The sequence below is a fragment of the Halomonas sp. TA22 genome, assembly GCF_013009075.1.
Taxonomy (GTDB): domain Bacteria; phylum Pseudomonadota; class Gammaproteobacteria; order Pseudomonadales; family Halomonadaceae; genus TA22.
The window spans coordinates 1447638-1473104 of record NZ_CP053108.1; the positions used below are offsets into that span (position 1 = coordinate 1447638).

Genomic DNA, 25467 nt, shown 5'->3' on the forward strand with positions numbered 1-25467 from the left:
GCTAAGTGAAATGCGCAATGCCTATCGTTAACCTAGCTGGAATCAATGACTACATGCCAGCAAAGTGTGTAAAGTAATTAACCAACTATATTAGCAGCATAGCTTATCCCCCATGTCGTCGACCGATGATAATGCACAAGGATGCAGGCCTCGCATGCAAGCCTCGATACGCATAATCTCCCCTCTCAGTAGGATCGCCCCGCTGGCATGGGTACTGCTGGCAGCGCTTTTGCTGGCTCTCTCCCCCGCTTCGCGAGCCGACGAAAGGCTCAACCTGGTCGCCACCACTGCCATGATCGCCGATACGTTGCGTGAAGTGGGCGGTGAGCATGTCAGCGTTCGCAGCTTGATGGGGCCGGGTGTCGACCCGCACCTCTACCGTCAAACGCGCAATGACATTTCCCTCATGACCCGTGCCGACGCGGTATTCTGGAACGGCCTCTATCTCGAAGCCCAGCTCGAGGGTTTCCTCGAGCGCCTCGGGGCGCGACAGCCCGTCATCACTGTTGGCGAAGCACTTCCCGTGGAGCGTCGCCTGGCCGACGAGGAATATCCTGATCGCCACGATCCCCATATCTGGATGGATCCCACACGCTGGCAATCCGTTGTCGGGGCGATTCGCGACGCCTTGATGGAACTGAGCCCTGAGCATCGCGACACGTTCCAAACCAATGCGCAAGCATTCTCTGCTCGCATCGCATCACTCGACGAATATGCCCGTGACGTGCTGGAAAGCGTACCCGAAGGATCGCGCGTCCTGGTCACTGCCCACGATGCGTTCGGCTATTTCGGCGACGCCTATGATTTCGAGGTACTCGGCATCCAGGGTTTCTCCACCGAGAGCGAAGCGGGCCTGGCACGGATCGAATCGCTGGTGAATCTGCTGGTGAGCCGACGGATCGGCGCCATCTTCGTCGAATCCTCGGTCTCGGCACGCAACATTCGTGCCTTGATCGAGGGTGCCGCCGCGCAAGGCTGGCAGGTGGAGGTGGGAGGAGAACTCTTCTCCGACGCCATGGGCCATCCGGACAGCTACGAAGGAAGCTATATCGGCATGATCGATCATAATGTCACTCTGATCGCCCGTGCGCTTGGCGGCGACGCACCCGCAGGCGGCATGCAGGGCCAGCTGGGCAGCGCCCGGGAGCCTGAGTGAACCCAACCCCACAAGGTGATGCGGCGGTTCAGGAAAGCCCGCTGGCGATTCATGGGCTCACGGTCAGCTACGGCAACAAGCCAGTCGTCTATTCGGTGGACTTCATCACGCCGCCGGGCAGCCTGACGGCGATCGTCGGCCCCAACGGGGCGGGCAAGTCGACGCTGCTCAAGGCAGCACTGGGCATCACCCGTCGGCTATCGGGCGATGTTCGTGTTTATGGCAAGACCTATACGCCTCAGACTCGCCATATCGCCTACGTTCCCCAGCGAAACAGCGTCGACTGGGACTTCCCCGCCACCGTGCTGGATGTGGTGCTGATGGGCCTGTTTCGCGATCTGCACTGGTGGCAGCTGACACGCAAGCGTCACCGCGACCAGGCCATGCAGAGTCTGGTGCGGGTCGGCATGGAGGGGTTCGCCGATCGCCAGATCGGCGAGCTTTCCGGCGGACAGCAGCAGCGCGTCTTCCTTGCCCGAGCCCTGGCTCAATCGGCGGACCTGACGATTCTTGACGAGCCCTTCGCCGGCGTCGATGCCGCCACCGAACGCGCCATCGTCGAGGTGCTGAAATCATTGAAGGAGCAGGGCAAGACGCTGCTCTGCGTGCACCATGACCTCACCACCGTGCGCGACTACTTCGATCACGTGCTGATGCTCAATGTGCGTCGCATCGCCGCAGGCCCGGTGGCCGAGGTGTTCACCGAGGAGGCCTTGCAGGAGACCTATGGCGGCCGTCTCGGCGCGCTGCAGCTCGCGCGCCTGATCGCTTCGCCGGTCAGCCTGTCACAGCGAGCCTGAGCGATGATCGATAGCTGGCTGCGTGCCCTAACGTTCAATGCCGGTTACAACACCAGCCTGGTGACGCTCGGCGCGATGCTCCTTGGTGCCTGTGCCGGGATGATCGGCAGCTTCATTCTGCTGCGCAAGCGCTCGCTGGTCAGCGATGCGATCAGTCATGCCACGCTGCCGGGACTGGCGACGGCCTTTATTGTCATGGCGATCGTCTATGGCGATGGCCGCTGGCTGCCCGGCCTGATGATAGGGGCTGCCGTCAGCGCCGCCATTGGTCTGTGGGCGGTACAGGCCATTAGCGAGCGCACCCGACTTGGCGAGGATGCGGCCATCGGCGCGGTGCTCTCCACTCTGTTCGGTCTGGGCGTGGTGCTCATCACCGCTATCCAGGCGATGCATACCGGCGGACAGGCTGGACTCACCGGCTATCTGATCGGCTCGACCGCTGGCATGCTGGCAGCCGAAGCACAACTGATCGGTGGTTCGGCGCTGCTGCTGTTGCTGGCGATCTTCGTCTGGCGACGAGACTTCCTGATGGTGTGTTTCGATCCTCAGTACGCCTATACCAGCGGCATCAATGCCCGCCGCACCGACCTGTTGATGCTGGTCATGCTGCTGGCGGTGGTGGTGATCGGGCTCAAGGTCACCGGGCTGATCCTGATCGTGGCCTTGACGATCATCCCCCCCGTCACCGGACGCTTCTGGACCGACAGGCCTCTGCACATGGTGGCCATCGCAGCCGGATGCGGCGCATTGGCAGGCTATCTCGGCGTAACGCTGTCCAGCGTACGCAGTGGCCTGCCCACTGGCCCCTTGATCGTGCTCATGGCCTTCGGCCTGTTCGCCCTGTCGCTGTTCTTCTCGCCACGTCGCGGCATGGTCGCCGTGTTTGCCGCCCATCGGCGCTTCAGGCGGCGCGTTCACCTGCGCCAGGGGCTGCTCTCACTGGCCCGGCAGGAAGCGATCTACGACAGCCTCACGCTCGATATCCTGCGCCGCCAGGGCTACATTCGCCGCGACCATGTCCCCACATCGTCGGGACTGGCCGCTGCATGGGATGCCCAGCACGAGGAGCGGCTCTGGGCGCTCTACCGCGCCCGCTACCCGGATGAAGCGGCACAATTTGATCATCAGGGACTGGTGGCGATCAATGATGCCCTGCCCCCGGATACGGTGATGCTGCTCAAGTCGCAGCTCAAGCAGCAGGAGAGTCCGCCATGAGCGATTTCGTCATGCTCAGTCTGGTGCCGATGACCATCGCCATGATCATTGCCATGAGCTGCGCGCTTCTCGGTAACTTTCTGGTACTGCGCCGTCAAAGTCTGATCGGCGATGCCATCAGCCATGTCGCGCTGCCGGGGATCGTTGCCAGCTTCCTGATCACCGGCACGCTGCTCACCTCGGCCATGATGCTCGGGGCAGCGACTGCCGCCCTGATCACCGTGCTGATGATCGAGGCGATCAAGCGTCTTGGTCGCGTCGAGCCCAGTGCCGCCATGGGCGTCGCCTTCACCTCGATCTTCGCCCTCGGCGTGCTGATGCTGGAGTGGCACGGCGCCAGCGGCGTGCATCTGGATGTCGAGCATGCACTGTATGGCAGCCTCGAGAGCCTCATCTGGTTCGAGGGCACCAGCTGGGCATCATTGTTCGACCGCCAGGCGCTTACCGATCTTCCACCCCAGCTGTCCCGCGTCGCCTGGGTCGGGCTGCTTGTGGTGGCCTTCGTGACCGTCAGCTGGCGGGCCCTGGTCATCGGCAGCTTCGATCCGCATTTTGCGGCAAGTATCCGGGCCCGGCCCGTGATCATGGACCTGCTGCTGGTCACCATGGTGGCGATCGCGGCGATTGCCGCTTTCGAAGCGGTGGGCTCGATCATCGTCATCGCCATGTTCATCTGCCCTGCCGCCGCTGCACGTCTGATGACAAACAGCCTGCCGAGGCAAGTGGCATGGAGCCAGGCATTCGCTATCGTCTCATCGCTGTTGGGCTATCTTCTGGCCGGCTACGGGCCCGGCTGGCTGGGTATCGACGCCTCGCTCAGCGCTGCGGGAATGATCGCCTCGGTGGCTGGCCTGCTGCTACTGCTGGCCTGCCTGTTCGGGCCCTGCCGTCAACACGATAGTTCGCGCTCGGAGAGCGCCCAGCGACTCGACACGGAGGTGTAAACGCCAAGACCCGCCGAGGCGGGTCTTGGTAAGGGGCATGAGCGCCGCTCAGTCGCGAAAATTGGTGTACTGCACCGGAAGGTCCGGCCCCTGCTCGCCCTTGAGCAACGCCATGACCTGCTGCAGGTCGTCACGCTTCTTGCCAGTGACTCGCACCTGATCACCCTGGATCTGTGCTTGCACCTTGAGCTTGGAGTCCTTGATCAACTTGACGATCGCCTTGCAGTCCGGCTGCTCCAGGCCCTGCTTGAGCTTGACTTCCTGGCGCGCCTTGACGCCGGACAGTACCGGCTCCTGCTCGTCCATGCAGCGTGCATCAATGCCCCGCGCGATCAGCCGCGCGCGCAGCACGTCGAGCATCTGCTTGAGCTGGAAATCGACATCGGCCTCGAGTGTCACCACTTCACCGTTGAGAGCGAAGCTGGTATCGACGCCCTTGAAGTCGAAGCGAGTCTGCACTTCACGGTTGGCCTGATCCACGGCATTGCTGGCTTCGTGCTTGTCGAATTCGGAAACGATATCGAAGGATGGCATCTGAATAACCCTTGGCAGAATAGGCGCCCAATTCTAAGCCAGCGTCACCCGCTTTGCACTTGCCTGGCGCCTTGTCAGGCAGACTGCACAAGCCTCGGCGCCGGCTGCACCGCGGCCGGCTCAGCGAGGCGCTTCTCCATCTGCCAGGCAGCGCAACCGTCGACATAGTAGTCGTCAAGCCAACGCACCAGGCGAAACCCCATGCGCCGATAAAGCCCCAACGCAACGCGATTGTCGGCCCGCACCTCAAGGGAGAGTCGCGACAGCTCACGCAGCCTCGCCTCCTCCTCGAGGCGCTCGAGCAAGCGGCGACCGAGCCCCTCGCCCCGCGCCTCGGGATGCACGCAGAAGGAGTAGAGACGCGCCACTTGGCTGTTGCGACGCAGCAGCAGCGTGCCGTAACCCCAGGGAGTGTCTACGTCATCCACCGCGACCCATGAGCAGGCGTGAGCGCGGCTCAACAGGTGCGCCAGCTGCCGGCGGCTGAAACGGTCGCCATCGAAGCACGCCATCTCCAAGCGAAGCAGTGCATCGAGGTCGGAGGGGCGCGTCGGGCGCAACGAGAAGGTCATGACAGAATTCCGATGATTTGCGCGGATTGTGAGCGTCGCAACGGCGCTTGTCATCGCCTAAAATGATGAAATTATTTCACCTTCCCTGCGTATTGTGACCTCGGAGCCAGGGAGGCATCCTAGCCGCACCGGCTAGCCTCGATGCCGGCCTATCCCAAGGATCGATACATGTGTCCGCTGCGAATCGTTGTCGACCGCCCCGTCGACTGGCGCCCCTACTACCCCTCGGAAGACTTGATTACCGCCAGTGACTTCCTCGCCGACGAACAACTCGCCGCTGACCATGAGGCGGCCACGCATGTGATCAACCTCTGCGCGGATGTGGACTATCTGGAAACCGGTTACTACGTCTCCCTGCTCGCCCAGGCGCGTGGCCAGCGGGTGTTGCCAAGCGTGGAGACGCTCAATCTGCTGTCACGCAAGGCATTGATAGACCTGCAGCTCGATAGCCTCTCGCCGCTGCTCGAAGAGCTCGCCAAGCGTGGCGAGCTGGCCGGCGACACCGTGACCCTACGGGTGCTGTTCGGCGAATGCCTGCATCCTGCCCTGGCCAAGTTGGCCCGGCGGCTCTTCGAACGCCTGCCCTGCCCGCTACTCGACGCGCGCTTCACCTGCCGTCACGGGCTGTGGCGCCTGTCACGTCTCAAGCCGTTGAAGCTCACGACACTGAGCGCAGAGGAGCAGAATCTCTTCGCCACCGCGCTCAATCGTCATTCGCGCAAAGTGTGGCGCACCCCCAAGGCGCGCAAGCGCTACCGCTTCGACCTGGCGATCCTTGTCGACCCCAAGGAGGAGCTGCCGCCCAGCAATAGGAGTGCGCTCAAGCACTTCATTCGTGCCGGCCGACGCCTGGGAATCGACGTATCGTTGATCACTCGGCGTGACGAGGGGCGCCTGGCCGAGTTCGATGCATTGTTTATTCGTGAAACCACACGCCTCGACCATCACACATACCGCATGGCCAAACGCGCCGAGCATGAGGGGCTGGTCGTCATCGACGATCCACGCTCCATCCTGCGCTGTACCAATAAGGTCTACCTGCATGCACTGCTGCGCGCCAGAGGCGTGCCCAGCCCCGAAGGGCTGCTGCTCAACCGGGGAGATATCAAACGTCTCTCCGAGAAAGCGGTCAGGCTGGCCTTTCCGATGGTGCTCAAGATCCCCGATGGCGCCTTTTCGCGAGGCATCGTCAAGATCGAGTCGACACAGCAGCTGCTGAGCGAAGCCAGCCGGCTGTTCGAATCCTCAGCGCTGCTGCTGCTGCAGGAGTGGCTGCCGACCGAGTTCGACTGGCGCATCGGCGTGCTCGACGGAGAAGTGCTGTTTGCCAGCCGCTACTACATGGCACGTGGCCACTGGCAGATCTACGACCACTCCAAGGGCAAGGTGAAAAGCGGTGGCTTCAGCACCCACGCTCCAAGCGAGGTGCCCAAGGCCGTGGTCAAGGCGGCACTCAAGGCCACGCGCCTGATCGGCGATGGCCTTTACGGGGTGGATCTCAAGCAGATCGGTGAACGCGTGGTAGTCATCGAGATCAATGACAATCCCAATGTGGATGCTGGCGTGGAGGATGTCGTGCTAGGCCGAAAGCTCTACGCCCGCATCATGGAGGTGTTCCTGAAGCGCATGGAAGCCCGCCGACGCCACAAGGTAGGAGCGACCGGCCCCAGCCGATCTAGCTCACCATCACTTCATAGCCGGTGAACTTGCGCAGGTTGATCACCCCGCTGTCGAGCATCAGATACTGACCCTTGAGCCCCATCAGGGTGCCCTCGACCTTGGGGTGTTTGTCGAAGTTGTGCGATACGATCTTGGTCGGGTGCGCCAGCACCGGATAGTCGATATCGATCGGCGCCTGATCGAGAATGCGTAGCGCATCATTGCCGAAACGCTGGCGCAAGTTGCCAAGCCCGCCTTCGAACCGTGCCAGCAAGCGGTTGCGCTCGGCCACCAGGTCCAGCGGAGCGACTTCACCCTTGAGCATGGCTCGCCAGTTGGTACGGTCGGCCACCTCCTCCTTGAACAGCATCTCGACGAATCCCGACTGCTGGCGTGTCTGCACCTCGAGAATTGGCATGGCCTGCACCGCCCCCTGGTCAAGCCAGCGGGTCGGCAGCTGGTCCTTGCGGGTGATCCCCACCTTGAGACCGGACGAGTTTGCCAGGTAGACGACATGCGGCTGGAAACAGAAACGCTGCGCCCACTCCGGCTCGCGACAGGTGCCCTCATGGAAGTGGCAGGTCTCGGGCTTGACGATACAGGTATCGCACTGCGGCAACTTCTTGAAGCAGGGGTAGCAGTACCCTTGGGCAAAGCTCTTGCGCGTGGCACGACCGCAGTGAGCACATGCAATGGCGCTCGTCCAGCCCAGCGTGAGCCAATGGCCCAGACGCTCATTGAGCGCGACGCGATGATCACCTGCGCGAAGCGTATAGCGCGCCGGCGTACCACTGCTCCAATCGATGGACATTTTCTCGAGACAACCGCGCACGGTGGCTTGCGGTGCGATCAGTTCACCCACTTGATGCTGTCCTCGCTATCGCTGCCGCAACTCTTGCGCTCGAGATAGCCGACCCGGCTTTTCGGTGCCACGTTATGCTCCGCCTCGTACTTGATGACGGCCTCCAGGCATAGCTCGACCTGCTCGGGCGTCAACAGCCGCCCGTCCGGCCACTTGCGCAGGGAGACGGCCTGCTTGAGGCTATCGTAGATGGCCGGGGTCATCTGCCGCACCATCTTGTCAAAGGTCATGTCACTCATCATTTTATCCTCTGCTGTCACCGCCCCGCCGGGCGCGGTCACTGTAATACCATCCCATGGCAAGGCCAACGGCCAGCCCGCCCAGGTGCGCCTCGTTGGCGATGTTGCCGAACCCTACCGCGGCGGCAAAATCGGTCATCGTAAACACCATCCAGCCCAGCATGAATACCACCAGCATCTGGGGCACGAAGAAACCGCTTTGCGGGGCACGCCGGGACATCAGCCAGACATAGCCGAGCAGCGCGAAATCGACGCCGGACATGCCCCCGAACAGCACCGTGCCGGTCGCGTACTGGGCAAGGTTGCCGGCGACACCGCTCAGTACGACCAGCAGCAGCATGCGCCAGCTGCCCTGCAGGGCCTCGACCTGGCGGCCAAAATACCAAAGCCACATCATGTTGAAGATCAGGTGCATCCAGCCGAAATGCAGCAGCGCCGGAGAGAAGAGGCGCCACACATGACCGGCCATCAGCGCATCGCTCAGGGAGGCGACCACCAGGCTGCCATTGGCTACGCCCAACGGCACGATGGCGAGCATGGCGATCACCATGTCGCCGAAGATCGCCATCAAGCCAAAGACCGCCAGTGACAGAGCCAGCAGGGTGGCGGTCACCGGCGCCAGCGTGAAGGGTCTGGCGATCGACGCCGTCTTCAAGCTCTGCTGCCGGGCATGGCCTGTCGGCATGATCGACTCGCCCCGCTGCCAGCGCTCGATCAGCGGCATCAGCTGCTCGCGCTGCTCGAGATCCGCTAGCCACAGGGTGTAGCCCTCTTCGTCCTCGGTGAAACGATGACCGATTCGGTGAGCCCATAGCGCCTGACGCAACGGTCGGGTATCGACATCACGTGGCAGCTTGATCACCTTGTACATGCACTCATCCTTCTGTCGGCACCAACCCGGTTCGAACGGTTTGCGTGCGCACATGATACCGGACTCGCTGTCGAAAAAACCGCATAGAAAAAATCCGGCGGAGGGGGCCGCCGGATCAAAAGCAAGGGATCGTTCAAGGGAACACTTACTCAGATGATTCAAGTGAGCGGGAGTTCACGGGGAACTCAAAAAAACATGTAGCTTTTTGTATCTCCCTCAATCGAAGTCGATTTCCCATGGCCGTGGCCTGGCCTGCTCCTCTCGGGGCACCTCCACCCAGACGAAGCGATTGGCATCGAGACGCGCCTCGCCGCTCCAGCGATAGGCCACCAGGCGTCCAAACTTCACTGCGCTGTAGTCGAGACAGGCGATATTGGGGGTTGGCAAGGCAGGAATCCCTTCACACCAATAGTGACCGATGAACAACGGCGGCTGATCCGACCCGTAGTAGCTGAGCTGAGCGTACTCTTCGTCACTGAGCATGCGCTGTTCGAGATTGCCGGGCAGGTTGTCAGGCTGGAAGATCACATCGCCATAGGTTCGCGGCTGGCTTGCCCAGAAGTGGGTGCGAAAGCTCTTGCGTGTGAAGCCATCACCGGAGTGTATCTCCAGATTGCCGGGCAGACGCAAGTGGCTGCCTCGTGTCAGGCGGTCGATCACCCGAAACGCCAGAGTATCGGCATCGACGGATTGCTGAAGAAAGGCACTGTCCATGCAGCCACTGGGATAATGGCGACGGAAGGCATCGATGAGGGGTTGATCCCAGCACGCATGCACGACACGCAGCTCGCCGAGGTCGAGAAACAGGGGGATCTCCATGAACCAGGCAAGCGTATCCTCCCACTCAGCGGGGTGGTCATGGTACTGCTCCAGGGTCTCCATGATGATGCGGTTATGACGCGGCGTATGGGGGCGTAGCCATCCCGCCTCACCATCCTCTGCGCGCCGGCAGTAAGCCAGGGCATTGTACTCATGGTTGCCCATGACGATTTGCGCCTCGCCCGCCTCGACCATGCGTCGGGCGATGGTCACCACCAGCCGGATGCGCGGTCCGCGGTCGATCAGGTCGCCAAGGAAGATGACCTTGCGACTCGGATGCCGGTAAACGCCGCCGCGCTGGTGATAGCCGAGCTTTTCAAGCAGTGCGGCAAGCGTCGCGCCGCAGCCATGCACATCGCCAATCAGGTCGTAGCCTTCGATCTTCTGGGCCTCGTTCACATCACACTCCCAGTCGGCTGCTCCAGCCTAGTTTGCTGCGGCACACCTCGAAATAGTTATGCCCGTACGGATGGACCAGCTTCAACCGCTGGGGCTTGCGCCGGACGTAGAGAATGTCGTCGGGCTTGGAGACGACCCTGGTCTGGCCGTCGCAGCTGACATGAGGATAGGCCTCGTTGGTCTCACCGATATGAATACGAATCTCCGCACCGGCATCGACCACGATCGGCCGGCTGGACAGGGTGTGGGGAAACATCGGCACCAGGGTGATGGCATCGATCTTCGGATGCACGATGGGCCCGCCCCCTGAGAGGGCATAGGCGGTGGAGCCGGTAGGGGTGGCGATGATCAATCCATCGCTGCGCTGGCTGTAGACGAACTGATCATCGATGAAGAGCTCGAATTCGATCATGCGCACCGCCTTGCCAGGATGCATCACCACATCGTTCAGGGCGTCGGCACAGCCTACCAGCTCCTCGCCACGATAGACTTCGGCATCGAGCAGGAAGCGCTCCTCTATCTCGTACTGCCCACCCAATACCTCACCGACCTTCTCTTCGAGTTCATTGGGGGAGATGTCGGTCAGGAATCCCAGGCGGCCGCGATTGACCCCCAGCACCGGCGTGCCGCTACGGCACAGCGCTCGGGCAGCGCCCAGCAGGCTGCCATCACCGCCCACCACGATCACCAGGTCACAGATGTCGCCCAGCATGGTGCGACTGGCCTCCTGGTGGCCGTGGTTGAGCAGAATGGTCGCGGTGCGATCCTCGATGATGATGTGATAGCCATGGGCATCGAGAAAGCGGATCAGCCGTCTCAGCGTATCCACCACCTTGGCGCTGCCCAGCCGCCCGATCAAGCCGATATTCTTGAATGTCATGACGTCGCCTCTGCCATCGAGGCAGTCATTATGCGGCCCGGCATGCCACAGGGTAAACCTAACCGGTACGGCCAGTGAGGATCGCGGCCAGCCGGTTACGTCTGACCCACCACTCATTGATCAGTAGTGATAGCACGATGACGATGCCTCCAAGCGCCAGTCGTCCCAGGTCGGCCTCGCGGTTCCAGATCACCAGGTTGACCAGCAACCCGGCGGGAATCAGCAGATTGTTCATGATAGCCAGCGCTCCGGCATCGACCCGGGTCGCCCCCTTGTTCCAGAGGAAATAACCGATTCCGGAGGCGACTAGGCCTAGCCAGCCCAATACGCTCCAATGCAGGGTGGTGTTCGGCATCATCTCGCGATTGCCGAGTAGCGCGAAAGCGAGGACGGCAAGCCCTAGCGCACCGAGATAGAACCAGCCGAACACGCTGTGCTGAGGCAGTTCGGCAGGGAGCGTAGCTGCCAGATGGCGGTAGGCGACCTGACCGAAGGCGAAGCACAGGTTGGCTCCCTGTACGACTAAAAAGCCCAGCCAAAAGCCGCTGCTCAACCCTTCGTAGCGAATCACCGCCGCGCCGATTACGGCGAGCGCCGCCGTAAGCAGGTAAAATGGCGAGAATCGTGCCGCCATGGCGTCATCGATCAAGGTGACGTAGAGCGGCGTGAAAATGGTGAACAGCAGTACCTCGGGCACCGTGAGCAGCAGGAAGGATTGGTAGAAGAAGATGTACATCAAGCCCAGCTGGATCGCCCCGATCGCCATCAGCGCCAGCTTGGCGCGGTGAGAGAGCAGGTGTGGGCGCAAAAACGGCAGGAACAGCAGCGATGCCAGGCCAATGCGTACCAGTACGGCAAAGTAGCTATCGACCTGCCCGGAGAGATAAACGCCGATCAGCGAAAATGAGAACGCCCAGAGAGCAGTGACACCAACGAGATAACCCACAGTAAACCTCCAAAGGAATAAAAGTTGACTGCGAGTATACACCTTGTGTCGCTGATAACGCGCATAGGTCGAGTGGAATTCACCTCCCACTCGGGACCGGCCTCGCAATGCGCCTGGTCGGGCCAGGGTCGAGGCAGCGTCACAACCGAGCCATTCGCCGATGGCGTCAAGTTCCACGAGCGCGGCCACTTTCGTCCCTCGGGCAGCAAGAGGGAGATCGCCTTTACCAATACCTATCGGTGGGAATTCGTCTCGGGAGGCCTGCGACTCTTTCATGAGCGTCGGGGAGCCGAGCATGCAGTGTGGCTCTTCGACCTTGAGGAGACACCAGGCGGGGACTGGCTTGCCAGGCACGCTCACCAGTGCGGCGAGGATCGCTATACTGCTCGCCTCACCCCATCAGCAACGGGCTTCGAACTGCGCTGGAGAATCGACGGGCCGCGCAAGGATGAGCATCTTCACTATCGTTACGCTCAGCAGTAGCGCACAGCGGCAAGCGTTCACGGTGACTTGTGCGGCCTGAGTAGCGCCGGTGACTTCAGCGTCTCGTCGCCTTCGGGCTTAAATTCGAGACGCGCCTGATGATCGATCTTCTGGATGAGCCGTTCGGAACCAGCGGCCAGCTCCTCGTGATACCGCTCCCAATCTTCCCAATCGTGCGGCGTGCCGCTCTTGGGACGCTTGCTCGACGCTCCCCTGGCTCGCGACCAAGCCAACTCCTCCAACGTATTGGGCCTTTCCTCATCCTTACCGCCATCCAGGCCTTTTCTGGCCATGTACTCTCGAGCATCCATAGCGGGCTCCCCTCGGTGAGCATTGAGTCGGCTCGTCATCGTCTTATCGTCGAATCCATTGGATTTGACCGACATGGTCAGGTTCCCCGTGACGATACCGACTTCGACTATGCTGAATTCATGCAGGATAGTCTCGGCAAGCACTAGCCGCGACAAACACCCGACAACAACAATCGACACAGGAGACGCCCATGCTTAATCAGGCCCCTACGGTCGTGCGCGACATCATGTCTCGTGACTGCTACCGCGTCATTGGCAATACCTCTATCGATGCGCTTATCGCGGGATTGACGTTACATCGCCTGCCCGGCGTTCCGGTAGTCGATCAGCGCGATCGCTTGATAGGTTTCATTTCTGAGCAGGACGTACTGGGCAAGGTACTGGAAAGCGCCTATCTGGATGACGAGCCGCCATTGGTACGTGACTTGATGCGCCAGGAGGTACTCTCCGTGACCCCCAACAAGAGCATATTCGACCTTGCCCAGGAGATGATGGGCACCAAGCCCAAGGTCTTCCCGGTACTCGAGCAGGAGTGTCTGGTGGGTATCGTCACGCGACGCGACGTGCTAAACGCCCTGCTTGGCATGCGACGGCGCAACTGACCGACGTGCGCAAGGATCGATGACAAAAGAAAGCCGCCACGCAAGGGCGTGGCGGCAAAGATCGAAACGACTAGTATAAGCGCCTGAGTCGCGACTGCTATCGCCAGACGAAAGCGCTTATACCTCTATGACCACACACAAGCAAAAATGATTCCCGGTGTTTGAAATTTTTTCTTTCGCTGCAGTTGACAGGTAATTGACAAGAGAATCTTCCGAGCTGCCAGGTAATCAGTGCCCGGGCAGGAACCCCTTGTTCAATCGAGAGTCACTGAAATACACACTATTCATTCATATCCTTTACTAACGACGAGGTCAGCATGCTCAACAACGCTATCGAGATAAGAGAAGTCGAGAAATCGAATGATGCTCAGCCTCGCTACGAGGTTTACGACACCGATACCGGCACCAGCCTGGGATTGTACGACTCCATGGAGAAGGCCGAAGCCGTGCGGGAGAAGATGGTCTCTTCCGACAATGCCACCAAGGAGGGGGGATACGATGCCGACCCAGCGGTGGAGTAAGCATTGCTATCGTTGCTATCACGCATCATGAAAAACAGCCCCGGCGAGCGTACCGGGGCTGGCCCACGCATGGGCGCTGCCGTTGCCTACTTTCTCTCCACTTTATATAGCTTGCTTGAAACGAAGGTCTTTTCCATCATCTTGCCGACCACCTCCTGAACCTCGTTCTGCTCCTCTTCGTTACCTACCGCTCTTCGAATTTCACCCGCCGTGGCTAGCCGGGCGCCACAGTTGTCGCAATGTACCTCCTGAGCATCATCCTCAGGCAAAATGATCTCGTCGTTACCGCAAGCGGTGCAGGTTACTCGTAGTGAATCGCTATCCATGCCATACCTCCTGATTGCTGTATGTCATGAAAAGCCTAGCAGAAACGCACAGCTTGCCAGAATAGCCACGCTAGCGACGCCTAGCTAGCGCCACAACTCTCCACTACGCTCAAGCTTGTAAGGCTCAACCCATTGCTGACGGGAGCTAGAGATGAGTGAGGAATCAAGCGTTTACTTCGACAAGTTCTACCATTATCTGGAGCAAGGCGAGAACAACGAAGAGGCTCGCAACAAACGTCGCCGGGAACTGGCCGTGGGGGCTGCACTCTCATTACTGCATGCTCACGCACATGGTGGATCGAACGAGACTCACCCAAGCCAGTACCGGGAGCAGATAGGACCACTTGCCGATGCGATTCAAGCGGCGCTGAAGCAGTAGCGTAGAAGTGGCGGCGCGCTGAGATAGTGTCCCGCCACTCATGTATATCGACTGGGAAACTTATGGCAACAACCGATGAGATGCTCAAGGCATGCCTGATCATGCAGACGGAAATTCTTGCCCGCCTGGAAGCGTTGGAAAGACCACGCCAGGAGAGCGCCGCCAGCTACGATGACCCCAAGACCGAGGTGATGCGCAGGCTGAGGGAAATGGCAGAGAGTGGCGGCAATGCCAACTTGACGACGGAGCTAGACGAGCTGGTACGTCTGCTCAACCAGCAGCCATGACTTGGGCAAGTACAGAGCAATAACAAACAATGACATACCCATAATGAGCGACTCGCGGGCGAGTCATGCTTGCAAAGCTAAGCCATTGGAATTACTATGGTTATTATCGCGGGTGTAGCTCAATGGTAGAGCAGAAGCTTCCCAAGCTTAAGACGAGGGTTCGATTCCCTTCACCCGCTCCAACCGCTCTCTTATCACTGTCACCCTGCTGCAAACTCTCCCTGTTCGACAGCTAAGTCGTGCGGGCTCATGCTCTGACGTCTCACGCAATGAATCCTCCTCACCTTCCTGCTACGATGATGTGTCGCCCGCCCTTTCGATAGCCACACGGTTCTCACCATGCCTCTATTTTTTCTGGTCTTTGCCGTCTGCATGCTGGTGATCTGCAGCATGGTCGGTATCCTGATGATGTCGCGCACACCACGTTACCGTACCGAGCCCGCCATGCTGCTGGCTCTCTTCGATAAGGCGCTGGCAGGAAATATCAGCGAAAACGAATGGAGCGCGGTCGTCCACTATCCGATCCGGCATGATGACTATCTCGAAGGTGTACGGCGTCGTGCCCTACGCCTGATGGAGGAGCATGGCAGGCCGTGGCAGGCCGCTCAGGGCGGTTCGCTGCTCTCCCAGGAGGGGCGTGCGGAGCTCGCCGAGTTGCGTCAGCACCTGGCCGCCCATACCTCGCTCAGAGAGAAGCAGCACTTCGATGCCTAGCGCAGGGTTTACGCCTCGTTGAGTGAACGCGCCGAGATAAGCGAGTAAAGTGGCAACTCTGTTAAGCCCATGTCTTTATCGGGGTGCCTCATGCCCAGTGCCATTCGTCAGATACCGCTGGATAATGCCATCAAGCACCATGCCCACGACTTTCATCAGATGGTGATCGGTCTATCAGGACATGCCGAGTTCGAAATCGAGGGCATGGGCGGCTCCATCGCCGCCCTCTCGGGCTGCATCGTGCCAGCCAATCACGTTCACTATTACGAGGGCATTGGCGAGAATCGCCAGTTGATCCTTGACCTACCCCTCGACGCCCCCTCGCTGACCGGATCGAACCGGGAGCTAGCACGACTGTTCGATGCCCCGCGCTTCTTCGCCCTTGATGAGCCGCTGCGTCACTACCTCGACTTCGTGACCCAGGAGCTCAACCAGCCCTACCGCTGCCTGCCTGGCGAATCTCGCCCCCACGGAGAACTGCTGGTCACCACCCTTCTCGACTGCCTGCATGCGCGGCTCCATCCTGAATTACCCACGACCAAGGCTAGGCGACGCGAACTTGATCTCACCTCGTTGAACCGCTTCATACAGCATAACCTCGGGCAGCGGCTATCGGTGGCAGACCTGGCCGCCGAGGCCTGCCTTAGCGTCGCTCACTTCAGCGATTGCTTTCGCGCCCAAACAGGCCTTTCCCCCTATCAGTACCTGCTTCGCCAGCGCCTTGATGCGGCACGCCATCTTTTGACATCAAGCCGACTGCCGCTATCGGAGATCGCCGCGCATACCGGCTTTGCCAATCAGAGCGCACTATCCCACGCCTTTCGCCGAGCGTTCGATCAGCCACCCAGCGCCCTGCGCCGCAGCTCGGCAATCAATGAAGCGCCTCATGGCGGGAATAGAGCTCACCTCACGCCTCGAAAAACGATAATCCTTGGAAACAGCAAAACCTGACGAGGAATCGACAAGACGCCATCCCGCCTAACCTCATACATTGAGACAACATGGTTAGTCCTGCCGGAACCCTTAAGCGGTATTGCAGCGCCGCCACTTCTATTTTTTGTTTCCGCCAGCCCATGCCGATAGTCAATCGATAGGGGTAGTGTCATGCTCAATGCCAACAACATGTTCGCTTCCACCACATGGAAGCAGAGTCCCGAGAATCTTCTGGCACGTGTCAGCGAGCACTATATCGTCGATGAAGAGACATTCGTCGCTGAATTGACCAACGTACTGAACGTCAATGAGAGCGATTTCAAGCGCATCGCCGACAAGACCGCCGACCTGGTACGCCAGGTGCGCGACATGGATACCGCCGTCGACTCCATCGACGAGCTGCTCCAGCAGTACAGCCTGGATACCCATGAAGGGCTGATGCTGATGTGCCTTGCCGAGGCGATGCTGCGCATTCCCGACAAGGCCACGGCCGATGCCCTGATCGAAGACAAGCTGGGGCCGGCCGACTGGAAATCCCATCTTGGCCAGAGCGAGTCGTGGTTCGTCAACGCCTCGACCTGGGGACTGCTGATGACCGGCCGCGTCATCAATCTCGACAAGCCCCGCGAAGGCAAGCCCGCCGCCTTCATCAATCGAATGGTCAATCGTCTGGGCGACCCGGTGATTCGCCGTGCCATGGTCGAGGCGATGAAGATCATGGGCAAGCAGTTCGTGCTTGGACGCGACATCGACGAAGCGCTGAAGCGCTCGCGGCCACTGTTCGAGAAGGGCTATACCTACTCCTACGACATGCTGGGCGAGGCGGCGCGCACGCGCGACGATGCCGAGCGCTACTTCAAGGATTATGCCCGCGCCATCGAGCGCGTCGGTAAGACCAGCACGACGCTCGCCGACAAGACGCCCGCCCCGTCGATCTCCATCAAGCTCTCCGCCCTGCATCCTCGCTATGAATTCGGTCGCCGCGAACAGGTGCTCGACGAGCTGGTGGGAACCGTCAAGCGCTTGGCGAAGATGGCCCGCGAGCTCGATGTCGCGCTGACCATCGACGCCGAGGAGGTCGACCGCCTGGAGCTTTCGCTCGAGGTGTTCCGCGCCGTCTTCGAAAGCGATACATGCCAGGGATGGGGGCACTTCGGGCTGGTCGTGCAGGCCTACTCCAAGCGCGCCCTGCCGGTACTGCACTACCTCAACCGCCTGGCCGATCTGCAGGGTGACGAGATCCCCGTGCGCCTGGTCAAGGGCGCCTACTGGGACAGCGAGATCAAGGAGTCGCAGCAGCTCGGTGTAGATGGCTACCCGGTCTATACGCGCAAGGCGGCCACCGACTTGGCTTATCTGGTCTGTGCCAGTTTCCTGCTATCGGAAAACACCCGTGGCCGGATATTCCCCCAGTTCGCCACCCACAATGCCCATACCATCAGCGCCATTCTCGAGCTTGCCAACAGCGCCAAACGCCCCTTGGAATTCCAGCGCCTTCACGGCATGGGCGAAGCGCTCTACGAGGCAGCGCTCACCCGAGCGCCACAGGGCACCTATTGTCGTATCTATGCTCCGGTCGGCGCGCACAAGGATCTGCTCCCCTACTTGGTGCGCCGCCTGCTCGAGAACGGCGCCAACTCCTCCTTCGTGCACCAGCTGGTCGATCCCCGGGTACCTGTCGAGTCGCTTTGCACCCATCCCGTGGAAACGCTCAAGCAGTATTCAAGCATCGCCAACCCACGAATTCCCCTGCCCCGGGATATCTACGGCCCAATTCGCAAGAACTCCAAAGGAGTGAACTTGAACATCCGTAGCCAGTATCAGCCGCTCATGGACCAGATGGCCAACTTCATGGACACGCAGCACCACATCAAGCCGCTGCTGGCTTTCGATGTCGCCGATGACGCCAATGCTCAGCACCCTATACTGTGCCCCTTCGATCGTACCCAGCACGTGGGTAGCGTGCAGTGGACCACCAAGGAGCAGGCGGCGCGTGCCGTGGACTGCGCCTGGGCCGCCTTCCCGCGATGGGAAACCACACCGGTCGCTGAGCGTGCTGCCATCATTCGCCGCCTGGGCGAATTGATGGAGACGCATATGGCGGAGCTGATGACGCTCTGCTCCCGTGAGGGCGGCAAGCTGTTGACCGATGGCGTCGACGAGATCAAGGAAGCAGTGGATTTCTGCCGCTACTACGCCATGCGCGCCGAGGAGCTGTTCGGTGAGCCGCTGCGGCTGCCTGGGCCCACCGGCGAATCCAATGAGATGATCATGCGTGGCCGTGGCGTGTTCGCCGCCATCAGCCCTTGGAACTTTCCGGTGGCGATCTTCTGCGGCCAGATTGTTGCCGCCGCGGTAGCGGGCAATACCGTGCTGGCAAAGCCCGCCGAGCAGACCTCGATCGTCGCCCACCGCGTTATAGAACTGCTCTATGAGGCCGGGATGCCACGGGATGTCGTGCAGCTACTGCCCGGCGATGGCCCAACGGTAGGTAGCGTACTCACCTGCGACCCTCGCATTACCGGCGTGGTGTTTACCGGCGGCACCGATACCGCTCAGGTGATTAACCGCGCCCTCGCCGCTCGTGAAGCGGCCCCCCTGCCAACCTTGATTGCCGAAACCGGCGGCATGAATGCGATGATCGTCGACTCCACCGCGCTACCCGAGCAGGTCGTGGCCGATGTGGTGCAATCCGCTTTCCAGAGTGCCGGCCAGCGCTGCAGCGCGCTCAGGATTCTCTATCTGCAGGAGGATGTCGCGGATCGCGTCATCGAGATCCTGAAGGGAGCCATGAAGGAGCTGCGCGTCGGCGATCCACGCGACCTCGGCACCGATGTGGGCCCGGTCATCGACGAAGAGGCGCGTCGCGGCCTGACCGCCCATATCGACAAGCTCAAGGGCGAGGGGCGACTGATCGCCGAAACGGTGCTCGACCAGACCCAGGTGGCGCAGGGCACCTTCGTCGCTCCTGTGGCCTTCGAGATCGAGGGAATCGGCACGCTCGAGCGCGAGCAGTTCGGGCCGATCCTGCACGTGGTGCGCTACAAGGCCAGTAAACTGGACAAGATGATCGAATCGATCAACGGCCGCGGCTATGGCCTGACCTTCGGCGTACATAGCCGCAATGAATCCTTTGCCAACGCCATCGCGGAAAAGATGCGTGTCGGTAACGTCTACGTCAATCGCAACATCATCGGAGCGGTGGTCGGCGTCCAGCCCTTTGGCGGCCAGGGGCTTTCCGGCACCGGCCCCAAGGCAGGCGGGCCCAATTACCTGCTGCGCTTCGCCACCGAAAAGACGGTGACGATCAATACGGCTGCATTAGGCGGCAATGCATCGTTGCTGGCGCTGGGTGATGATTGAGAATACCCCATCGATGGATACGCATGGTCAGCGTGCTTTCCACGCTGGCCATCTTGCCCAAAGCGGCAAATAAGATGATGATTCGCGTCGTAATTTTATCAAACAGCCCAGAGTCGGAGGCCTATGGGCGTGCAGCATCGATAAAAAAGAGCCTTTAGCGAGTGGTTACAATCATTATAAACACATCAGGTAAACAAGAATGAACTTCAAAAAAGTCAGCAGTACCGTCCTTATTTCCGCAGCCATTCTCTCTGCTGCAGCAAGTGCAAATGCCGATCAAAAAAGCTGGCGAATGGCCACCCCCTGGAGCGGTGGTCCCTGGCTTGAACGCGATGCCAAGCTCTATGCAGAACGTGTCAATCAGTTGACCGGTGGTAATATCGAAATAGAGGTCTATCCCGGTGGGACGCTGGGCAGCGCGCTCAGGGTGACCAATACTGTCAAGTCCGGCGTTGCCCAGATCAGTCACAATTACATTAATTACGATTACGGCACAGACCCAACGACAGCCCTGCTGGCGGGACACTCCAGCGGCCTCACTCCTGAAGAGTTCATGTTGTGGATGTATGAAGGAGGTGGGGTTGAACTCTACGAAGAGTATCGGCTCGACAAGTTTGGTGTAGTGGCTTTCCCCTGTGCCATCCTCGGCACGGAAATCTTCCTGCATTCTAACAAGCGCGTCGAGACGCTCGAGGATTTCCAGGGGCTTCGCCTGCGCACCTCCGGGGCCTGGTCGGAACTGGCGTCGCGGCTAGGCGCCTCCACGGTAGTCATGGCCGGTGGAGATATCTACAGCGCCTTGGAACGCGGCGTGATCGACGCTGCGGAATGGGGCAGCCCTGAGATGAACAAGCCCACCGGTTTTCAAGAAGTAGCGCAATATGTCGTGATTCCCGGCGTTCATCAATCCGGGGGCTTCCTGGAGTGCCAGGTCAATGACCGTGCCTGGGCTAGCCTCACCGAAAATGAGCAGGCACTTTTACGCCTGGCCGGCAAACTGACGGTATACGAAACCTGGCTTGCCAGCTCCTATACCGATCTCGCGGCCTATCAGGAGCTCCTCGATGGCCCCAATGAAATCGTGCATCTGGATCAGAGCTTCATCGATGCCATCTACGAGGAGACCGTGAAGTGGGAGGATGAGTATGCGGCCGATAACGAATGGTTTTCTCGAGTGCTTGAATCACAGCGCACCTTCAAGGACACCATGAAGGTCTGGCCAGAGTATCGCCTGCCGATCGGCGGCATGGGCCGCTAGCTCAGGCTTTCATACTGGAAGGGGGCCTGCGCCCCCTTCTCGATATTATGCCGCTCCTTTCCAATAATTCTTGCTCGCGGATTTCATCATGAAACTCATCTATGCCATTGAGTCCTTGACGCGCTGGTCCGGGGCCATAGGCGCCGTGCTGGTCCTCCCTCTTATCGGAGCGCTGGTAACGGAAGTCTTCAGTCGATATGCACTGGGCAGGCCCACACTTTGGGCCTTCGAAATCAGCTACATGATCATGGGCGCCATCTTCATGCTGGGCATGGCCAACGCACTGCGTGTAGGGCAGCACGTAAGTGTCGATCTCGTCACGCTAAGACTGAGCTCGCGCCTAAATGCAGGGTTGCGCATCATCGGCTATCTGCTCTTCCTGCCAGTGCTCGTCTGGCTGGTCTGGGAACTTGGACACTATGCTCATGGCGCCTTCATGTCGGGTGAGCGCTCTGGTCGCTCCGCCTGGAACCCTGTCGTATGGCCTATTTTCACTATCTGGTTCCTCGGCTTTGCCTTGCTGGTCTTGCAGGTCATCGCGGAGCTCATCAAGCATGGCCTTATGCTTGCTGGGCATGCGCTCAGCGACAGCGAGGATAAGCGCTCATGACTAGTCACCTTGCGTTACTGATGTTCCCAGCCTTGATCGGCTTCATCATTGCCGGCTTTCCCATCGCCTTTTCGATGATCGTGGTAGCAGCGATATTCGGCTTCATGCAATTCGGCGACGTGGCCGCCTATCAGCTTCTGACCAAGATCGAGGATACCGCATCCAACTCGATACTTGCCGCAGTCCCCCTTTTCATCTTCATGGGCGCGATGCTGGAGCGTTCCGGTATCGCCGAGCGCCTCTTTGAAGCCATCCATATGTGGACCCGGCGTCTGCCCGGTGGCCTGGGAGTGGGCGCCATCATCATGGGGACGGTCTTCGCCGCCTCCAGCGGCGTGGTCGGTGCCACCGAAGCCGTGATTGGCATGCTGGCGATACCGGTTATGCTCAAGCACCATTACAGCAAGAGCCTGATGTCCGGCACCATCTGCGCCAGTGGTTCGCTGGGCACTGCCATTCCTCCCTCCATCACCGTGGTCGTGCTTGGCCCAGTAGCAGGCGTTTCGGTGGGTTCACTATTCAGTGGCCTGCTGATTCCAGGTTTCCTGATGGCTCTCATGTTTCTGATCTATATAGTGGGCGTGGCCTACCTTAAACCGGAAATGGCACCCCGCGTGGAGACGGCTGAGCCTGAGATCGACTGGTCGGAAAAGCTCAGAATCACGCTGGTCGCACTGGTCCCCACGGTACTGCTCATTTTTACCGTTCTCGGCACCATTTTGATGGGCCTCGCCACGCCCACCGAGGCTGCAGCATGTGGCGCGCTTGGGTCGATCATCCTGGCCATTGCCTACCGCAACTTTACGCTTGAGGTCTTGAAGCATGCGGCCATCAAGACCACGAACATTTCGGCCATGATATTGCTGATCGTGATGGGGGGCAGCATGTTTGCCGGGGTATTCTTCGCCTCGGGAGGTATGGCGACCGTTCAGGGACTGCTTCTTGATACAGGCCTTAGTCCATGGATGATCCTGGGACTTATCCTGTTTATTGCCTTTATGGCCGGGTTCATGCTCGACCTTATCTCGGTGGTCTTGATCATCATTCCGGTGGCAATGCCCATCGTGAGGATGCTGGGTTTCGATGAGATATGGTTTTGTGTCGCCTTCCTGGTGGTGCTCCAGACCAGCTATCTCACCCCCCCATTGGCACCGGCAATCTTCTATCTGCGCGCAATAACGCCACCCGAGGTGACGCTACGGCATATGTACTGGGGCGTCGTTCCGTTCATCGCAGCGCAGCTGGTCGTCCTGATGCTGGTGTTGGCATTCCCCGTACTGGCGACCTGGCTCCCGCGAGTGATGGGCGGCCCCTCTTGGTAACTCACATGTGAGTTATCCCTTTTACGTTTTCGATCACATTCAGCGAGTATGTATATGGCTTACAACATTACCTTCATCGGCGCAGGCAACATGGCCAGCGCGATCTTCGGCGGCATGATCGACAGCGGTTACCCCGCCGATGCGATTACCGCCACCTCACCAAGCGATGACATGCTGGCACCACTGCGCGAACGCTACGGCATCCTCACCGAAACCGACAATACCCGGGCGGTGGACCGAGCCGATGTCGTCGTGCTGGCCGTCAAACCCCAGATCATGCGTGAGGTCTGCCTCGATCTTCGCGATGCCATTCAGGCCCGCAAGCCCTTGGTCGTATCGGTCGCCGCAGGGCTCGAGGCCGATACTCTCGAGCAGTGGCTGGGTGGCGATCTGGCGGTCATACGTTGCATGCCCAACACGCCCTGTCTGGTGGGCAGCGGGGCGTCCGGGCTCTTCGCCAATGTCCGGGTGAGTGAGGCGCAGCGAGACCTTGCCAATGAGCTGCTGGGTGCCGTGGGGCTCGTCGAGTGGGTGGAGAAGGAGTCGCTGCTCGAGGCGGTCACGGCGGTATCGGGCAGCGGTCCGGCCTACTTCTTCCTGGTCTTCGAAGCGATGGAGGAAGCCGGCGTGGCTATGGGTCTGCCTCGCGAAACCGCACGCAGGCTGGCCCTGCAAACCGGTCTGGGTGCCGCACGCATGGCACAACTCAGCAGTGACGACCCGGCACAACTCAAGCGCAACGTGATATCCCCGCAAGGCTCGACCGAGCGTGCCATCCACCATTTCGAGCAAGCCGGGCTTCCTCACATCTTCCAGCAGGCCATGCAAGCCTGCGCCGATCGCGCACGCGAGATGGCCAAGGATTTTGGTCAGCAATAACAAAGCACTAACGATAGAATCAGCGCTCGTTGCGCAGCTTCTCCCTAGAGGACAACCCTATGGTTCAGAACAACATCACCATCGGCTTGACCTTTGCAGTCTATCTGCTGGTCATGTTCGGCATCGGTATCATTGCTTACAAACGCACCACCAACCTCTCCGATTACATTTTGGGTGGACGCTCGCTCGGCCCCTGGACATCGGCGATCTCGGCCGGCGCCTCGGACATGTCCGGCTGGCTGCTGCTCGGCCTGCCGGGCGCAGCCTATGTCAGTGGCATCTCGGCAAGCTGGATCGCCATCGGCCTGTTGATCGGCACCTGGCTCAACTGGCTGATCGTTGCCAGGCGGCTGCGTATCTACAGCTTCCGCGCCAGCGATTCGCTGACCCTGCCGGATTTCTTCGCCAATCGCTTTCGCGATAGAAGTCAGCTGCTGCGAGTCATCTCGGCCATCTTCATCCTCGCCTTCTTCCTGTTCTATACCAGCTCAGGCCTGGTGGCAGGTGGCCGACTATTCGAGACCGTATTCGGCTTCGACTACGCCATCGCGGTGACGGTCGGCACCCTGGCGATCATCGTCTATACCTTTTTCGGTGGCTTCCTGGCGGTTTCCTGGACCGACTTGATCCAGGGCCTGATGATGGCGGCGGCACTGGCCATCGTGCCGATCATCGCCTTTACCGACTTGGGCGGTGCCAGCGGCGCCGGCGCGGCACTGGCGGCAGAAAGCGACTATATGCTCGCCTGGTTCCGCGATGCCTCCACGGGAGAAGCGCTGAGCGTGATTGGTATCGTCAGCTCGCTGGCCTGGGGCCTTGGCTACTTTGGCCAGCCGCACATCCTGGCCCGCTTCGCGGCCATCCGCAGCGAGAATGACATTCCCGCAGCACGCCGCATTGCCGTCACCTGGTCGGGGCTGTGCCTGGCGTGCGCTATCGCCGTCGGCCTACTCGGGGTGGGTTACATTTCCAGGGATCTCGGTGATGGAGAGACCGTGTTCATGATCATGGTCAACCTGATCTTCCATCCGGTGATAGCAGGCATCCTGCTTGCCGCCATCCTTGCAGCCGTCATGTCGACTGCCGACTCCCAGCTGCTCGTCTCCTCCTCGGCGCTTACCGATGACTTTTACAAGGCCCTGCTGCGCAAGGATGCCTCCCAGACGGAGCTGGTCTGGGTCGGCCGCTTTGCGGTGATCGGCATCGCCATCATCGCATACTTGCTTGCGCTCAACCCGGATGCCACGGTGCTCGACCTGGTCTCTTACGCCTGGGCCGGCTTTGGCGCCGCCTTCGGCCCCGCGCTTATCATGTCGCTATTCTGGCGCCGTATGAATCAGTGGGGCGCCCTGGCCGGCATCGTGGTCGGCGGCGTGACCGTGGTGGTCTGGGCCGAACTCTCCGGAGGAATCTTCGATCTCTACGAGATCGTACCCGGTGTGATTCTTGCCTATCTCGCCATCGTTGCGGCCAGCCTGGCAACGCAAGCGCCGAGCGACGAGATCACCGCCGAGTTCGATGCAATCAACCACCCCTGAGCAGGCTTGCAACGATCAAGGGTCACCCAGTGGGTGGCCCTTGTC

At 60.2% G+C, this 25467-nt stretch carries 28 protein-coding genes and 1 tRNA gene; 19 read left to right on the forward strand and 10 right to left on the reverse strand.

From position 1 onward, the window contains the following. The first annotated feature begins 154 nt into the window (after positions 1–154). The 4 genes from HJD22_RS06730 to HJD22_RS06745 are packed head-to-tail and all read left to right on the forward strand — an operon-like array spanning position 155 to position 4115. On the forward strand, positions 155–1156 hold the full coding sequence (locus HJD22_RS06730) for a metal ABC transporter solute-binding protein, Zn/Mn family (RefSeq protein WP_208655044.1): 1002 nt from the start codon (positions 155–157) through the stop codon (positions 1154–1156). After that, entirely contained in the window at positions 1153–1956 is an 804-nt protein-coding gene (locus tag HJD22_RS06735; RefSeq protein ID WP_208655043.1) for a metal ABC transporter ATP-binding protein, read from the forward strand. The genes HJD22_RS06730 and HJD22_RS06735 overlap by 4 nt, the downstream gene beginning before the upstream one ends. 3 nt (positions 1957–1959) lie before the next feature. After that, positions 1960–3171 (forward strand): metal ABC transporter permease, encoded by a 1212-nt coding sequence (locus HJD22_RS06740; protein ID WP_217267821.1) that lies wholly within the window; start codon positions 1960–1962, stop codon positions 3169–3171. After that, on the forward strand, positions 3168–4115 hold the full coding sequence (locus tag HJD22_RS06745) for a metal ABC transporter permease (RefSeq protein ID WP_208655042.1): 948 nt from the start codon (positions 3168–3170) through the stop codon (positions 4113–4115). The genes HJD22_RS06740 and HJD22_RS06745 overlap by 4 nt, the downstream gene beginning before the upstream one ends. 48 nt (positions 4116–4163) lie before the next feature. Here HJD22_RS06745 and HJD22_RS06750 read toward each other — a convergent pair whose 3' ends face one another. Further along, positions 4164–4649, reverse strand: a complete 486-nt coding sequence (locus tag HJD22_RS06750) for a YajQ family cyclic di-GMP-binding protein (RefSeq protein WP_208655041.1) — start codon at positions 4647–4649, stop codon at positions 4164–4166. 74 nt (positions 4650–4723) lie between these two features. Beyond that, complete coding sequence (locus tag HJD22_RS06755; protein WP_208655040.1) at positions 4724–5221, reverse strand: GNAT family N-acetyltransferase; 498 nt, start codon at positions 5219–5221, stop codon at positions 4724–4726. Between the two features lie 168 nt (positions 5222–5389). Between HJD22_RS06755 and HJD22_RS06760 the strand changes: the two genes are divergently transcribed. Then, positions 5390–6925, forward strand: coding sequence for a RimK family protein (locus HJD22_RS06760; RefSeq protein WP_208655039.1), 1536 nt, complete (start codon positions 5390–5392; stop codon positions 6923–6925). On the opposite strand, the gene HJD22_RS06765 is transcribed toward HJD22_RS06760, so the two are convergent. The 6 genes from HJD22_RS06765 to HJD22_RS06790 all read right to left on the reverse strand — a co-directional run bounded on the left by HJD22_RS06765 (position 6897) and on the right by HJD22_RS06790 (position 11896). Beyond that, complete coding sequence (locus HJD22_RS06765; protein WP_208656824.1) at positions 6897–7691, reverse strand: DUF2797 domain-containing protein; 795 nt, start codon at positions 7689–7691, stop codon at positions 6897–6899. The genes HJD22_RS06760 and HJD22_RS06765 overlap by 29 nt on opposite strands. A gap of 38 nt (positions 7692–7729) precedes the next feature. After that, the gene (locus HJD22_RS06770) at positions 7730–7981 is read right to left on the reverse strand and encodes a YeaC family protein (RefSeq protein WP_208655038.1); all 252 of its coding nucleotides are present in this window, start codon (positions 7979–7981) and stop codon (positions 7730–7732) included. Positions 7982–7985: 4 nt separating this feature from the next. Beyond that, positions 7986–8852, reverse strand: coding sequence for a rhomboid family intramembrane serine protease (locus HJD22_RS06775; RefSeq protein ID WP_208655037.1), 867 nt, complete (start codon positions 8850–8852; stop codon positions 7986–7988). A gap of 216 nt (positions 8853–9068) precedes the next feature. Beyond that, complete coding sequence (locus HJD22_RS06780) at positions 9069–10052, reverse strand: metallophosphoesterase (RefSeq protein ID WP_208656823.1); 984 nt, start codon at positions 10050–10052, stop codon at positions 9069–9071. Positions 10053–10071: 19 nt separating this feature from the next. Next, the gene (locus HJD22_RS06785) at positions 10072–10950 is read right to left on the reverse strand and encodes an NAD(+) kinase (RefSeq protein WP_208655036.1); all 879 of its coding nucleotides are present in this window, start codon (positions 10948–10950) and stop codon (positions 10072–10074) included. A gap of 58 nt (positions 10951–11008) precedes the next feature. Continuing rightward, positions 11009–11896 (reverse strand): carboxylate/amino acid/amine transporter, encoded by an 888-nt coding sequence (locus tag HJD22_RS06790; protein WP_208655035.1) that lies wholly within the window; start codon positions 11894–11896, stop codon positions 11009–11011. Positions 11897–11920: 24 nt separating this feature from the next. Between HJD22_RS06790 and HJD22_RS06795 the strand changes: the two genes are divergently transcribed. Further along, the gene (locus HJD22_RS06795; RefSeq protein ID WP_208657041.1) at positions 11921–12379 is read left to right on the forward strand and encodes a DUF6314 family protein; all 459 of its coding nucleotides are present in this window, start codon (positions 11921–11923) and stop codon (positions 12377–12379) included. 17 nt (positions 12380–12396) lie between these two features. Here HJD22_RS06795 and HJD22_RS06800 read toward each other — a convergent pair whose 3' ends face one another. Then, complete coding sequence (locus HJD22_RS06800) at positions 12397–12690, reverse strand: hypothetical protein (protein WP_340163038.1); 294 nt, start codon at positions 12688–12690, stop codon at positions 12397–12399. A 191-nt stretch (positions 12691–12881) separates the two neighbouring features. Here HJD22_RS06800 and HJD22_RS06805 point away from each other — a divergent pair, with 191 nt between their 5' ends. Together HJD22_RS06805 and HJD22_RS06810 are read left to right on the forward strand one after the other, a co-directional pair. Further along, a complete protein-coding gene (locus HJD22_RS06805) occupies positions 12882–13292 on the forward strand; it encodes a CBS domain-containing protein (RefSeq protein ID WP_208655033.1) in 411 nt (136 codons plus the stop codon). A 317-nt stretch (positions 13293–13609) separates the two neighbouring features. Then, positions 13610–13813 (forward strand): hypothetical protein, encoded by a 204-nt coding sequence (locus HJD22_RS06810; RefSeq protein WP_208655032.1) that lies wholly within the window; start codon positions 13610–13612, stop codon positions 13811–13813. Positions 13814–13899: 86 nt separating this feature from the next. Here HJD22_RS06810 and HJD22_RS06815 read toward each other — a convergent pair whose 3' ends face one another. Beyond that, positions 13900–14139 carry a hypothetical protein gene (locus tag HJD22_RS06815; protein ID WP_208655031.1) on the reverse strand — a complete coding sequence of 80 codons (240 nt, stop codon included), beginning with the start codon at positions 14137–14139 and terminating at the stop codon, positions 13900–13902. 151 nt (positions 14140–14290) lie between these two features. On the opposite strand from HJD22_RS06815, the gene HJD22_RS06820 reads away from it, so the two are divergent. The 11 genes from HJD22_RS06820 to putP all read left to right on the forward strand — a co-directional run bounded on the left by HJD22_RS06820 (position 14291) and on the right by putP (position 25422). Continuing rightward, a complete protein-coding gene (locus HJD22_RS06820; protein ID WP_208655030.1) occupies positions 14291–14518 on the forward strand; it encodes a hypothetical protein in 228 nt (75 codons plus the stop codon). A 62-nt stretch (positions 14519–14580) separates the two neighbouring features. Continuing rightward, positions 14581–14805: a hypothetical protein gene (locus tag HJD22_RS06825; RefSeq protein ID WP_208655029.1), complete on the forward strand. Its 225-nt coding sequence runs from the start codon at positions 14581–14583 to the stop codon at positions 14803–14805. A 108-nt stretch (positions 14806–14913) separates the two neighbouring features. After that, a tRNA-Gly gene (locus HJD22_RS06830) sits at positions 14914–14987 on the forward strand. Between the two features lie 157 nt (positions 14988–15144). After that, positions 15145–15519 carry a hypothetical protein gene (locus HJD22_RS06835; protein ID WP_208655028.1) on the forward strand — a complete coding sequence of 125 codons (375 nt, stop codon included), beginning with the start codon at positions 15145–15147 and terminating at the stop codon, positions 15517–15519. Between the two features lie 90 nt (positions 15520–15609). Further along, positions 15610–16470, forward strand: a complete 861-nt coding sequence (locus HJD22_RS06840) for an AraC family transcriptional regulator (protein ID WP_208655027.1) — start codon at positions 15610–15612, stop codon at positions 16468–16470. 153 nt (positions 16471–16623) lie between these two features. After that, positions 16624–19815, forward strand: coding sequence for a bifunctional proline dehydrogenase/L-glutamate gamma-semialdehyde dehydrogenase PutA (gene putA / locus HJD22_RS06845; RefSeq protein ID WP_208655026.1), 3192 nt, complete (start codon positions 16624–16626; stop codon positions 19813–19815). A 199-nt stretch (positions 19816–20014) separates the two neighbouring features. Next, positions 20015–21073 carry a C4-dicarboxylate ABC transporter substrate-binding protein gene (locus HJD22_RS06850; protein ID WP_208655025.1) on the forward strand — a complete coding sequence of 353 codons (1059 nt, stop codon included), beginning with the start codon at positions 20015–20017 and terminating at the stop codon, positions 21071–21073. Positions 21074–21161: 88 nt separating this feature from the next. Continuing rightward, on the forward strand, positions 21162–21683 hold the full coding sequence (locus tag HJD22_RS06855) for a TRAP transporter small permease subunit (RefSeq protein ID WP_208655024.1): 522 nt from the start codon (positions 21162–21164) through the stop codon (positions 21681–21683). Continuing rightward, positions 21680–23005, forward strand: coding sequence for a TRAP transporter large permease subunit (locus HJD22_RS06860; RefSeq protein ID WP_208655023.1), 1326 nt, complete (start codon positions 21680–21682; stop codon positions 23003–23005). The genes HJD22_RS06855 and HJD22_RS06860 overlap by 4 nt, the downstream gene beginning before the upstream one ends. 54 nt (positions 23006–23059) lie before the next feature. Continuing rightward, the gene (gene proC, locus HJD22_RS06865; protein WP_208655022.1) at positions 23060–23884 is read left to right on the forward strand and encodes a pyrroline-5-carboxylate reductase; all 825 of its coding nucleotides are present in this window, start codon (positions 23060–23062) and stop codon (positions 23882–23884) included. Between the two features lie 59 nt (positions 23885–23943). Continuing rightward, on the forward strand, positions 23944–25422 hold the full coding sequence (putP, locus tag HJD22_RS06870) for a sodium/proline symporter PutP (RefSeq protein WP_208655021.1): 1479 nt from the start codon (positions 23944–23946) through the stop codon (positions 25420–25422). Positions 25423–25467: the final 45 nt, after the last annotated feature.